This is a genomic window from Yersinia sp. 1652 StPb PI (genome assembly GCF_041538345.1).
In the GTDB taxonomy this organism is placed as follows: Bacteria; Pseudomonadota; Gammaproteobacteria; order Enterobacterales; family Enterobacteriaceae; genus Yersinia; species Yersinia enterocolitica_E.
The window spans coordinates 1,585,819-1,598,891 of the sequence record NZ_JAULSM010000001.1 but is presented as its reverse complement, the minus strand read 5'-3'; the positions used below and the strand labels follow the sequence as shown (position 1 = coordinate 1,598,891).

Here is a 13,073-nt window from a genome sequence, read left to right as displayed (position 1 = left end):
TAAATCGCCCTATTTAAAAAGGGCGCTATTGTATGTGAAAACTATTAGCCGATTGTGAATGTTGCCATAACGTCACACAATGCTGAGCTAAGGCATATGCAGGGTCAATACTCAAAGCCAGTAGTGGCGATTCAATAGCGTTAAACGCGAGCGGAATTTCAGTACAAGCCAACACTAATTTTTCGGCACCACGCCCTACCAATTCTGTAGCCAACTGTTGCAAGAGTTGGCCCCCAAGAGCTACCTCACCACGCTTTACCGCATAACATCCTGGGACAAACAAGGTTTTTAATGCCTGTTCGGTCGGTAAAATGACGCTGATCCCTAATGCCGCCAATCGCTGCTGATACCACTGCGCTTGCAGTGTTGCCTCGGTTGCGATCACCCCGACCCGTTGTGGTCGGGGGTGCAAACTAGCTATGTGGGCTACGGCAATATCGACAATATGCAGGATAGGTGCCCGGCTAGCATTGGCCAGTTGTGGATACCAGTGATGTGCCGTATTACAGGGTATAGCAATATGACTGACATCTAACTGATTCAGTTGCTGTATTGCATGTAACAACTGTGGCAACGGTGATTCCCCACATCCCGCCAATGCTTTTTGTCGATCAGGTATTTGCGGGACATTCCATGTCACTACCGGTAAATGGTCCTGATCCCGACTAACTGGCGTTACTTCAATAATTTTGTGCAATAGATCCAGTGTCGCAAGGGGTCCCATCCCACCCAGCACACCAAATAAAAGAGGTTTAGTCATCCTTGCCTACCTGCTCTAATACCTGGCGGTAACCGAACAGCCCGGCAGAACCGCCGGTATGGATAAAGACAACATTATCGTCTGGTGAAAAATATCCCTGGCGCACTAAATCGATCAACCCCGCCATTCCTTTTCCTGAATAGACAGGATCAAGCAGAATCCCTTCTAATTGTGCCACCAACGTCAGCGCTTCAAGCATGCCATCAGTCGGTAAACCATAACCCGCACCGACATAATCGCTATTAACGATCACGCTTTCCCGAGGGAATTCCCCCTTTAGCCCCAGCAGTTCCCCAGTCCGTTGTGCCAAAGAGTAAACATTTTGCTCCTGTTTATCTTGTGGTGCGCGAACACTGATGCCCAGTACCGGAATACCACTATTACTGGCAACCAGCCCTGTAACCAACCCGGCTTGTGTTCCCGTACTGCCTGTTGCGTGTACAATATGATCAATTCGTAGCTGCTGCTGGCTAGACTGATAAAGTAACTCTTGCGCGCAAGCAACATAACCTAAAGCACCGATCGGATTCGACCCACCACCCGGGATGATATATGGCTTTTTCCCTTGTGCCCGCAATGTCTCTGCCAAATGCTCCATCGCCTGCTGCATATCCGTCCCCGCTGGCAAGTGAGCCGCTATCGTTCCCCCTAATAAATTATCCAACAAGATATTGCCCGAAAACTGGTAATCATCGCCAAAATCACTGACTCGTTTCTCCAGCAAAATTTGTGCTTCCAAACCCAATTTTGCCGCCGCAGCAATCGTCTGACGGACATGATTTGACTGGGTAGCCCCTTGCGTAATCACCACATCGGCCCCTTGTTGCAGCGCATCCGCCAGCAGAAATTCTAATTTACGCGTCTTGTTGCCACCGGTCGCCAGCCCCGTGCAATCATCACGTTTAATATAAATATTAGGACCACCTAAATAACGTGATAACGCGGGCAATGCCTCTAATGGCGTAGGGAAATGGCCCAATGAAAGGCGAGGAAACCGAGCGAGATGCATAGTAATTCCTTAATAATATTATATTAGTTATTGAAATGACGGCGGGCTTCACTACGAACTCGATGCAATATCCGCTGTTTAATTTCGCTATAACCCTCAGCCTGAGCCAACGTTTCTATGTCACGCTGACGGCCAAAAGGCAGTTTTATTTCATCTACGATACAACCGGGGTGTGCTGACATGATAAGGATCCGGTCGGCCAGAAACAGAGCCTCCTCAACATCATGTGTCACAAACAAAATCGTGGTGCCGGTTTGCTGCCAGGCTGATAACAACAATTCCTGCATCATGAGACGGGTTTGCGCGTCCAACGCACCAAAAGGTTCATCCATCAGCAATATGTCGGGGTTGGGTAACCAGGCTCTGGCCATCGCGACCCGTTGTTTCATGCCACCGGATAATTGCCATGGATAGTGATCTTCAAACCCTTGCAAACCCACCAGTTTCAGGAATGCCTGTGTTTCCGGTAGGATTTGCGCAGGCGTCGCCCCCTGCATCCGTGGGCCGAAAGAGACGTTATCGCGTACCGTTAACCATGGGAATAGATTTGCCTGCTGAAATACCATCCCTCGATCCGGTCCAGGTGCTGACACCACATCTCCCTGGCATTGAATATTGCCACTGTCGGGGTGCTCAAAGCCGGCTATCAAATTAAGAATGGTTGACTTACCACAGCCCGACGGCCCGAGCAGTACCACAAATTCACCCAGCTCGATGCTCAAAGAGATATCTTCCAGCACCTGCTGCCGCCCCTGCTTAGTGGCAAAACCCAAATTGACCCGATTAACCGTAATAGATGCCGATGGTTCCTTTCGCATTACTCTCTCCCTGCCCATGGCACCAATAATCGCTGTAAACCTACAATCAGCAGATCAAGCAGATAACCAATACCACCCAGTAACAGTATTCCCAGCATCACAATGTCAGTACGTAAATACGAGCTGGCATTGATCACCATCCAGCCTAGCCCTGATGTCGCAGCAACCATTTCAGCAGCAATCAGCGACGTCCAACCAATACCAATGGATAAGCGCACACTGGTAAACAATTCTGGTAGCGTTTCAGGTAGTACTACACGAAAAAAAATCTGCCGACGGCTAGCACCTAATGTTTGGGCGACACGAATTCTGGCTCGTCCAATACGTTCAACCGCAGCGCAAGCCCCAACCACCACACTGAGAAATGTGGCAATAAAAATCAGGAAAAACTTGGATGACTCACCGATACCCAGCCAGACAACCGCTAAGGGGATCAATGCTATCTTGGGTAATGGCCGTAAAAACTGCACAAATGGGTTAAGCAGCGCTGCAATAGGTTGCGACAGACCCATAACCAATCCCAATGGCACGCCAACCAAGATAGCGACGGCGAATGCACTCAATGCCCGGGCAACACTGACAGCAATGTGTTGCCACAATGGCACTTGCCGGTATCCCTCTTGCAGCAACTCGCCGGCGGTGAGGGCAATATCCGATAATGGCGGTAACAGCAATGGATCGATCCACTGCTCAGCCCCCACCACCTGCCACAATAAGAAGAATGAAATAACCGCCCCAACGCTTAACCCAACCTGCTGCACTCGATTCATAAATACCCTATTGCTGTACTTGTGCGGCGATCGCATCCTTTAAATAACTGACATTAATTCCCTTTTCAAACGAGCTGGGAATGTCACGTTTACGCACTTCACCAATGCTTTCCAAGAACCCAGCAGTTTTATGCACCGCCTGCCCAATACCACTGTTATCAGTATCGGAACCGTTGCCTAACCACTGCGCCGTTTCCTGCTGTTTAAGTGTTGGATATTCCAAACCAGATAAGGTATTCGTTGCCGTAGTCACCGGTGCGCCAACATCTTTCGCCACGATAGCCGCCGCTTTTATTGGATCACGCTTAAATTCATCAACTTTTTGCTGATGTACTTGCAAGAATTGGCTCAATAACTCGGGATGCGCTTTAGCAAACGCAGTTCTGACCACATAATTGTTATAAATGAGATAACCGTCCTGCTGAAGCTGTTTGGTCTCGAATACGGGATGCCCGCCAGAGACTTCGAGCTCTTGCGCAAAAGGAGCCCAAACATAGCCCGCGTCAATATCTCCCCGTTTCCACGCAGCAACCATTTCTGCGGGTCGCAATGGAATTAATGTCACCTTATTACGGTCAATATGATTGACCACTATCGCGGCATCTAATGCATATTGAGCGGTTGAATTAGGCGGATAAGCGACACGTTTACCTTCAATATCCTTCAAAGAGGTAATCGTATCTTTAGCAATAAGGCGTTCAGACGTAGCTATCACACCTGATATACCAAATATTTCTATTGGCAGTTTTCGCACCAAACCCGCGACCGCAGGGCTTGAACCTATATTGGCAATATCAATCGCATCGCTGGCAAAATAACCTAATGCATCAGCACCGGTGGCAAATTGTACCCATTTCACCTTGGTATTGAGTGCTTTTTCCAACGAACCATCGACTTTCGCCAGAACCAGAACCTGTGAGCTACCACCGTAGGCCACGCGAACTTCATCGGGTAATGGTTCATCTGCCTGAGCATGAAAAGTGAGTAGGGATAAACTTGTTAATCCCAAAGAAAATGCGATAGGTTTCAACATGATACTGTCCTTGATTAATAATAATCGTAAAGTAATAATAAATAAAAACAGCCTTTAGCTATAATCACCCTGTACTTTTTCCTTAATCACCATTAGGAATAAAGTATATTTATTCGACACTATCGTCTTAATAGGAATATTAGGTTATTCCGTTTGGTTATTTATAATAATATATTTAAATACCAAGTTTTAATTTTGACGTAAAAATAACCCTCACATCCACTGTGCGATTAGTTTACTGTATGAATATAATTCACTATATAAGTAGAGTTTTATAGTCAGGAATAGGAATAATGCTCACACTACCTCCTTGTACTGTTAATGAATGAAAATATTATTATGCATAAGTGACTTGCGATAATATTATTATTTTATACTGCCAAAAGTTCATGCTATGCAAACAACATAAATATCTATCGTTATCTATTAACGTCATATAGAGGCATACGCGATAGTAACCTACTCTTTTTCTGAGTACCCAGGTTCTGTTTCAGGATGGAAACATGCGCGAATGGCATCAAATCGCCTTAATAACTTTATGCCGAAGTGGTTAATAAAAGTCACTACTGTTAAGCGTCAGCCAGCACATTGAGATGGTTTTACAACTACCAAATTAAAAAAGCCCACTTAAGCAACCTCAAGTGAACTTTTTGCTATTTAATCTGCTAATAAACCCTACAATTCCAGGCTTACACGACCCTCCCCCTATTTACGATTAAGGATACGGAGAAAATCCTGTTTATTTGAGATTAATGAGAGCGCATTGGCAATAATTTCATCACTAAAAATCGAGGCTACATCTTTTAACACATCAATATGCTCTTTTTCTTTAGCAATAACCCCAATGGCAATAAACATAACATTACTTCTATCCCAGATGACACCATCAGGGAATTGAAAAATCTCAACACCGGTTTTAACAATGATATTTGTGGCTGATTTAGGCAGATGAGGTAAGGTAATACCATTCCCCAAGAATGTAGAGACTTGTTGTTCTCTTTCATTAAGAAAAGAGATACAGTCTTGGTTAATATAACCTTTTAATTTAAACTCTTTTCCTATCATTGCTAAAACTTCAGCTTTATTTTTTGCATGACATCCTAAGTGTAGGTTATCAACGGTAATATTATCTATCATTATCTGTCCCTTTTGCGATATGATCTTTTTTATCTCATATAAAAATTATGTTATTAATTACCGGCAGACAGTTCTTCTTCAAGTTGTTCTAATGATTTATTGGATGTTTCTGGTAAGGCGGTAATCACAAAGATAATCGCCAGATAGTTGATAAGAGCAAAAATCAAGAAGACCGGACCCAAGCCAAGTTTCGCCTGAAGCACGGGGAACAAATAACTCACAATAGCATTCATGATCCACATGAAAAATACTGAGATCCCCATAGATAGGCCACGAATCTTTAATGGGAACAGTTCTGCTAATACGACCCAAGTCAGAAAGCCCATCGTACCCTGCATGACCCCGACAAACAGTGCACCCAGCAACCAAATAACAGTGGCCTTTATTTCACCAACCAGATAATAATCCGCGCCAGCAATAATCAAGTGCAGCGTTGCCATCAGGGCAAAACCATACACAATCAGTGTTTTTCGTTTAAAACGATCAACCAGGAACATAACCCCAATAACCATCCCCCCGACAGAAAAAACGCCATTTAACACGTTACAGATTAGCGACATTCTTTCCGAGAATCCGGCAGTTTTTAATATTTCCGTACCATAATACATAATGACGTTAACACCGGTAGTTTGCTGTAAAGCTGCCCAGGCAATACCCACCAAAATTAATTTTAAGATCCACGGTGTTTGAAAAATAATAGCCAAATCATTTTTAGCATACAATTTCTTTTCTTTTTCGATATCAATCAACGTTACGATATCATTAAACTCTTTAATAGCCCGTGGCTCAGGGCGAATTTGTTTTAAAATTGTTAATGCCTCTTCCCGCCTATTTTTACTGATCAACCAACGGGGGCTTTCTGGCGAACGCCACATTCCCACTAACAGGCAAATAGCAGGGATAGTTTGAACCAATAGCATATAACGCCAGACCTCAGGCAGATGGCCCCAGGCAATACCAATTACCGCATTTACTGCAAATGCTGCTAATTGTCCAATAACAATGGCAACTTCATTCAACCCGGTAAGTTTGCCCCGCATTTCTGTCGGCGCAACCTCGGATATAAATGTAGGTGCAGTAACCGATGCCCCGCCTACCGCGTAACCAAGTAAAAATCTGGCAATTAAAAGAGTGGTGATATTAGGCGATAATGCACACAATAACGCACCAAAGAAAAAAACGAAGGAGAGATAGAGCAGGTATTTTCTTCGACCAAAAAAGTCAGCCAATTTTCCGCCAAAAACACTACCAATGGCGGCACCGACCAACAGTACACTCATTACCAGGCCCACAGTCGTCGGCGTCAGGGCCATATTTTCTTTCAATGAAGAAAATGCACCATTAATAACACCGGTATCATAACCAAAGAGCAAGCCACCAAATGTAGCGACTAATGTTATTTGATGTAATCGTTTTCTCTGTTGTGCATTGAGATTCATCATTAACGACATATCATTACCTTTTTATTTGATTATCCATTTAATGTCAAAAAGGGTTTCAAAAAACAAAAGTAACTCCTTCTCCACCTTAAAACATGGAGGTGATGAAGAACTTTTTGACACTCTGATTTATTAATAAGATAAATGCAGTTATTGAAGACAAATAAGTTTTATTCCAGAGTGCGATATTATATGATTCTTGCTACGGTTTTTATTTTGCATGATCCTTTTGCGCTCCCAATTTTTAAAATGTACCGATTACCGTGGTGGTACTGGTAATACGTTATATTTTGCTAACCCGCCTCAACCGAAGTCCCGGCCCCTCATTCTGCTGACAGCACAAACAAAGGTTGCGGCCTGAAACCAACCGACGGCTTGACTGCAATAACCACCACCAATCAATCCAACACTGACTTCTTTCATCTATATCCTCCTGACGAGACAAAAATAGACTATCAATGAATGCTCGCTAGCGGTTTCTGGCGATCCTCAACTGGCGTTATCACTGATAAGTATGTTAACTCACTGTGACACAACATATCATTTGAATTGAAATTAAAATTCTATATCGATCACAACATGGCATTCTAATTTCATTTTTGGCGGGGAAAATTTCAGGTAAAACAGGTGGGCCATCATCAAACATATCATTATCGCACTGATATATAAGTACTATTATGCTTAGAATAGATGACGGTACTGATGAGTTATTCACGCTATAATTACAAAAAAATTTACAACTTTGTGACTTAGATAACTATATTGTTTCAAAAACAACTATCAATAGAATAAAATATTCCATTGGTTTTTGACGGCTCTAAGTATCAATTTTGGGTGTGATGTTTGTCTGAGTCTGGATTTGTGGCGGGGTTGCGGGCGTCAAAAAAGAAAAGTGATCAAGATAATTGATGAGAAAGCCCCACATAGTTAAGTTTGGGCAGGGCTCTCGCTATTTGATAGTCTGTTCTGTGAGCCGTTTTCTTTCACAGTGCATAAAAAATCAATACGGCAATACCACCGAATAATATCCATTTAATCAAATAATAGATCCTACGATTCCAGGCTTTCAACCGTTTCCCCACCTTGCGCACTGCATAGATGTATTTAAACATACGATTGACACCACCGGTACGATCCCCCTCTTCGTTGGGGGCAGTGGCTGCACTCATTAAATTGCGCCCCAACCAGTGGTTAATCCATTGCGCCCAGCGGTAACGCATTGGCCGCTCAATATCACAAAACAGGATCAGCCTATTCTGCCCACTCTGATTCTCGGCATAATGAATATAAGTTTCATCAAATAAAATGCCTTCACCGTCACGCCAACTGTAAGTGGTGCCATCAACATCAATAAAACAGCGGTCATCATTCGGGGTGATTAAACCAAGGTGATAACGTAAAGAACCGGCATAAGGATCACGATGCCGAGGCAGGCGGCTACCGTGCGGTAATTCAGCAAACATCGCTGCCTTTACCGAAGGTAATCCGCGTAATAACGAGGTGGTATAAGGGCAAAGTGTCATCGCCGAAGGATGGCTGTCTTCATACCATTTCAGATAAAAACGTTTCCAGCCAGTTTTAAAAAACGAATTAAAACCCGCATCATTATATTTATCCGATGCTTTGATTTGCTGGATTTCCATCAGCGCCTTACCTTCATCCCTGATTTGCTGCCAGTTTTCACGCAGCACGGTCAATTCAGGGAAAAGATCCTGCTTTAAATAGGGTGTGGTGGGTACCCGTGAAAACAGATACATAAACACATTGATGGGTGAAACAAATGTCGAATGATCTGAGAGCTGACGCCAGAACTTGTAGCGAACTTTGCCACGAAAATGCACATAGACTACACATAAGATAAAAACGAATAGCACTATATATTTCATGATGTCCTATCAAATAAATATGGTTGATAGTCAAATATTTAGTCTATATCGATTGAAATTTCCAACTTAAAAAAATAAAAAGTTATTACAACAAGTGACTAGTACCAACTTAGTAAGCAATAAATGTTTGAATATCACTGTCATTAACAGTGAAACATCCCGTAAAAATGCGGCCTGCTGGGAAGTCACTGCTGAGATCCCGTAATAGCTGCAACTCAAAACGCCCTGATGCCATGGAATAACTCAGGAAACGGGCCTCCAGGAAGTCAAAATAACGCCCTAGCTGTGGATACACTGCTTTAAATAGACTCTCTTTGGCTGAAAAAGCCAATGTCAGTAACTGGTTGAATACTAATGGGCCTTCCTGAAGGTCGCGGTACTCCTGCTCACTAAGGATTCCGGGCCATAGATCATTCGCCCTTTCAACGGCAATCAGGCTTTCAATATCTAGCCCAACACCGTGGACATGAGCACTTTCATCAGAATACTCTGTAGCCGGCGTTATAATTTGCGCAGTGCACAGAGCACGTTGGTTGTTATGACTGATGCTGCCAATCAAACCGGCGGGCCATAGTGGCGCGCGATCTAGCCCATTCGCCAACGGATAATTGCGTACTTCTAGCATATTCAGCACTTGTCGGGCGACAAAACGGCCCGCCAGGTATTCGGCACGCCGTTTTGCCACTGCTTTTTGTAAACTGCCGGGAAACGCAATGCCATAAACAGCAAACAGCTCATCCCGGTATTCATTGACATCAAAATCACATTTTGCCAACAGGCCGTGAAACAATGGCTGGCCATTTAAACCGCTGGCTGGCAGTGCGGCAAAGGTAAAGTTACGAATAAATACCGACGTCACGCGTTATCCTAATCATCTGGATTCATAGGCCTTTATAATAGTAGTTAACCCACAGCACCACAATATCCGAACCTATCCCGGTGGCTAAAACACATCAGTGAAAGCAAGTTGCTGCCAAAAGCCAAAACACCAATCCCATCAACAAATAACCCAATACGACTTAATTCATTATGAAATGTCACTTCACAATTATTGAAACGCAGTTCCTGACGTTTCTTTTTCTGTGACAATGGTCAATTTAAAAGAAAATGTAAACAGCTAGGTTAATTACCAGAGGGATAAAGGAATAACCTTTTTTTATATATTGATATATCCGTCAGGTTACAGGTTACAGATGCGCACCTGCTGCTTGAATTCTATTGGGTATATACCTATCCCATTATTAAAAATAATCCATTTTATCTTTTGTATAGCGACTTCTGGAGAACACTGAATGAAATTCCCAAAGCCTTTGCCCACACTGTGCCTGGCTATTTCTGCCATATTATTTAGTCAAATGGCCTCTGCTCAACAAATTAAAGCTGCCGATGTTCATCCCAAAGATTATCCTAATGTTGTTGCTGTTAAAAATATGGGCGACAAACTAAAGACCGCAACGGATGGTCGCCTGGAAATTAAAACATTCCCGGGTGGTGTCTTAGGTGATGAAAAGCAAATGATAGAACAGGCTCAAATGGGAGCAATTGATATTATTCGTGTTTCTATGACCCCTGTTGCCTCTATTCTGCCGGAGATCAGTGTCTTTACCCTGCCCTATATGTTCCGCGACGAAGACCATTTACATAAAGTTATTGATGGTCAAATCGGCCAAGAAATCGGTGATAAAATCACTAACAATAAGAACTCAAAATTGGTATTTCTCGGCTGGATGGATGCGGGTACCCGTAATCTGATTACCAAAGAACCGGTGGTTAAACCAGAAGATCTCAAAGGTATGAAAATCCGCGTTCAGGGCAGCCCGATTGCACTGGCTACCCTTAAAGCCATGGGTGCCAACTCACTCAGTATGGGCGTAAGCGAGGTATTCAGCGGGATGCAAACCGGGGTGATTGATGGTACCGAAAATAACGAACCGACCTTTATCGCCCATAATTATCTGCCGGTTGTCAAAAACTATACCCTGAGCGGCCATTTTATTATTCCTGAGCTGTTCCTTTATTCCAAAACCAAATGGGATAAATTATCTGCTGAAGATCAACAAACCATTCTGAAATTGGCCAAAGAAGCACAGGCTGAGCAGCGCGTATTATGGCAAGCCTATGTGCAGCAATCCCATGACAAAATGAAAGCCGGTGGCGTGCAATATCATGAAATGGATCATGACTATTATTATAAAGCCACTCAACCTGTTCGTGATGAATTCGGTAAGGATCATCAAGAACTGATCAAGCAGATTGCAGCCATGCAATAACATCTTTCCGACAGTATTAAATTTTTTAATACTACTGATATTTACCCAAGGTCATGGGTGTTGCAGCCAATGACCCTGGGTACACTGAGGTCTCCGCTATGGCTCGCTATTATCTATCAACGATGGATGCGTTATATCGCCTGTCGATCTGGGTCGCTGGTATTGCCTTAATCATTATGGTTGCAGTTATCCCTATGGGGATATTTGCCCGTTATGTCCAAAACGATGGCTTATCCTGGCCAGAGCCCGTCGCCATATTATGTATGGTGACATTTACTTTTATTGGTGCTGCCGCCAGTTATCGATCTGGTTCACATATTGCCGTCAGTATGGTCACTGATCGGCTCTCTGAGACCGGTAAAAAAGTATGCCTGTTATTGGTTGATTTGCTGATGGTGCTGATAAGCCTGTTTATTTTGGTCTATAGCTACATTCTGTGTAGCGAGCTTTGGTCACAACCAGTGGCTGAGTTCCCATTACTGACAGCCGGACAAAGCTATATTCCTCTGCCAATCGGCTCCGCGATAACGCTGATGTTTATCATCGAGCGGCTATTTTTTGGCCCGCAGACCCACCGCCCGGTAGTGATGATCGGCAATTCATAATTTGGGGAACTTTGCCTTATGGACGCATTTATTTTAGTTTTTACGCTGGCAATCTTGCTGGCGATTGGTGTCCCGGTGGCTTATGCCGTCGGTTTAAGTGCCATCGCCGGGGCATTTTGGATTGATTTACCGTTGGAAGCGGTGATGATTCAAATCACCAGTGGCGTCAATAAATTCTCATTACTGGCCATTCCGTTCTTTATTCTGGCGGGGGCCATTATGGCCGAAGGTGGCATCGCACGGCGGCTGGTGAGTTTCGCCTATATTTTCGTTGGTTTCATCCGTGGTGGTTTGTCGCTAGTTAACATTGTCGCTTCAACATTTTTCGGTGCCATTTCAGGATCATCAGTGGCAGATACCGCCTCCATTGGCTCGGTAATGATCCCGGAAATGGATAAAAAAGGCTATCCGCGTGATTTTGCCGCCGCAGTCACCGCCAGTGGTTCAGTGCAGGCGATATTGACCCCACCCAGCCATAATTCGGTGATTTACTCACTGGCAACCGGCGGCACCGTATCCATCGCGGCGCTGTTTATTGCCGGGATTTTACCGGGCTTGCTGCTCAGTTTTACCCTGATGCTAATGTGTGTCGGCTTTGCCTATAAGCGAGGTTACCCTAAAGGTGAACGAGTGCCGTTCCGTCAGGCGCTTAAAATCTTTGTCGATACATTATGGGGGTTGATGACGGTGGTCATCATCATGGGAGGAATTCTTTCCGGGGTATTTACCGCCACAGAATCTGCCGCGATTGCCTGTTTGTGGTCATTCTTCGTCACTATGTTTATCTATCGCGACTATAAATGGTCCGAATTGCCTAAACTGATGTATCGCACGGTAAAAACTGTCACTATCGTGATGATTTTAATCGGTTTTGCCGCCAGTTTCGGCGCTATCATGACCTACATGCAGTTGCCAGAACGTATCACTGAATTCTTTACCTCGGTTTCTGATAACAAATACGTGATTCTGATGTGTATCAATATCATGCTGCTGCTGATTGGCACCTTGATGGATATGGCACCGCTGATTCTGATCCTAACACCGGTACTGATGCCAGTGACCAATTCATTAGGTATTGATCCGGTCCATTTCGGTATGATTATGTTGATCAATTTGGGGATTGGTCTGATCACCCCCCCGGTGGGGTCGGTGCTGTTTGTCGCCAGTGCGGTGAGTAAACAGAAGATTGAACAAGTGGTAAAAGCGATGTTGCCGTTCTACGGCGCACTGTTCCTGGTGCTGATGTTGGTCACTTATATTCCTGAAATATCCCTGTGGCTACCAAGGGTATTTGGCGTGTACACCGGCTGATAAAACGATAATCATGAGTCGGGCCGCTGACCGGC

Annotated in this window: 12 protein-coding genes; 3 read left to right on the top strand and 9 right to left on the bottom strand. The window is 44.2% G+C overall.

Annotation, left to right across the window (positions count from 1 at the left end):
• Window positions 1-25: 25 nt before the first annotated feature.
• The 9 genes from Q2T71_RS07185 to Q2T71_RS07145 all read right to left on the bottom strand — a co-directional run bounded on the left by Q2T71_RS07185 (window position 26) and on the right by Q2T71_RS07145 (window position 9,711).
• On the bottom strand, window positions 26-760 hold the full coding sequence (locus tag Q2T71_RS07185) for an aspartate/glutamate racemase family protein (protein WP_372558578.1): 735 nt from the start codon (window positions 758-760) through the stop codon (window positions 26-28).
• Window positions 753-1,769 (bottom strand): D-cysteine desulfhydrase, encoded by a 1,017-nt coding sequence (locus Q2T71_RS07180; protein ID WP_372558577.1) that lies wholly within the window; start codon window positions 1,767-1,769, stop codon window positions 753-755. Before Q2T71_RS07180 ends, Q2T71_RS07185 begins: the two co-directional genes overlap by 8 nt.
• Window positions 1,770-1,792: 23 nt before the next feature.
• The gene (locus Q2T71_RS07175; RefSeq protein ID WP_372558576.1) at window positions 1,793-2,587 is read right to left on the bottom strand and encodes an ABC transporter ATP-binding protein; all 795 of its coding nucleotides are present in this window, start codon (window positions 2,585-2,587) and stop codon (window positions 1,793-1,795) included.
• Window positions 2,587-3,357 (bottom strand): ABC transporter permease, encoded by a 771-nt coding sequence (locus Q2T71_RS07170; protein WP_372558575.1) that lies wholly within the window; start codon window positions 3,355-3,357, stop codon window positions 2,587-2,589. The genes Q2T71_RS07175 and Q2T71_RS07170 overlap by 1 nt, the downstream gene beginning before the upstream one ends.
• 7 nt (window positions 3,358-3,364) lie before the next feature.
• Window positions 3,365-4,387, bottom strand: a complete 1,023-nt coding sequence (locus Q2T71_RS07165; RefSeq protein WP_372559872.1) for a glycine betaine ABC transporter substrate-binding protein — start codon at window positions 4,385-4,387, stop codon at window positions 3,365-3,367.
• A gap of 708 nt (window positions 4,388-5,095) precedes the next feature.
• Window positions 5,096-5,527 (bottom strand): PTS sugar transporter subunit IIA, encoded by a 432-nt coding sequence (locus Q2T71_RS07160; RefSeq protein WP_372558574.1) that lies wholly within the window; start codon window positions 5,525-5,527, stop codon window positions 5,096-5,098.
• 53 nt (window positions 5,528-5,580) lie between these two features.
• On the bottom strand, window positions 5,581-6,978 hold the full coding sequence (locus Q2T71_RS07155; protein ID WP_372558573.1) for a sugar porter family MFS transporter: 1,398 nt from the start codon (window positions 6,976-6,978) through the stop codon (window positions 5,581-5,583).
• A gap of 971 nt (window positions 6,979-7,949) precedes the next feature.
• Complete coding sequence (gene lpxO / locus Q2T71_RS07150; protein ID WP_372558572.1) at window positions 7,950-8,852, bottom strand: lipid A hydroxylase LpxO; 903 nt, start codon at window positions 8,850-8,852, stop codon at window positions 7,950-7,952.
• Between the two features lie 109 nt (window positions 8,853-8,961).
• Window positions 8,962-9,711 (bottom strand): 4'-phosphopantetheinyl transferase, encoded by a 750-nt coding sequence (locus Q2T71_RS07145; RefSeq protein ID WP_372558571.1) that lies wholly within the window; start codon window positions 9,709-9,711, stop codon window positions 8,962-8,964.
• Window positions 9,712-10,144: 433 nt separating this feature from the next.
• Between Q2T71_RS07145 and Q2T71_RS07140 the strand changes: the two genes are divergently transcribed.
• From Q2T71_RS07140 to Q2T71_RS07130, 3 genes are all read left to right on the top strand, one after another.
• Complete coding sequence (locus tag Q2T71_RS07140) at window positions 10,145-11,122, top strand: TRAP transporter substrate-binding protein (RefSeq protein WP_372558570.1); 978 nt, start codon at window positions 10,145-10,147, stop codon at window positions 11,120-11,122.
• 98 nt (window positions 11,123-11,220) lie between these two features.
• Window positions 11,221-11,727, top strand: coding sequence for a TRAP transporter small permease (locus tag Q2T71_RS07135; protein ID WP_372558569.1), 507 nt, complete (start codon window positions 11,221-11,223; stop codon window positions 11,725-11,727).
• A gap of 18 nt (window positions 11,728-11,745) precedes the next feature.
• Window positions 11,746-13,038: a TRAP transporter large permease gene (locus Q2T71_RS07130; protein ID WP_019080904.1), complete on the top strand. Its 1,293-nt coding sequence runs from the start codon at window positions 11,746-11,748 to the stop codon at window positions 13,036-13,038.
• Window positions 13,039-13,073: the final 35 nt, after the last annotated feature.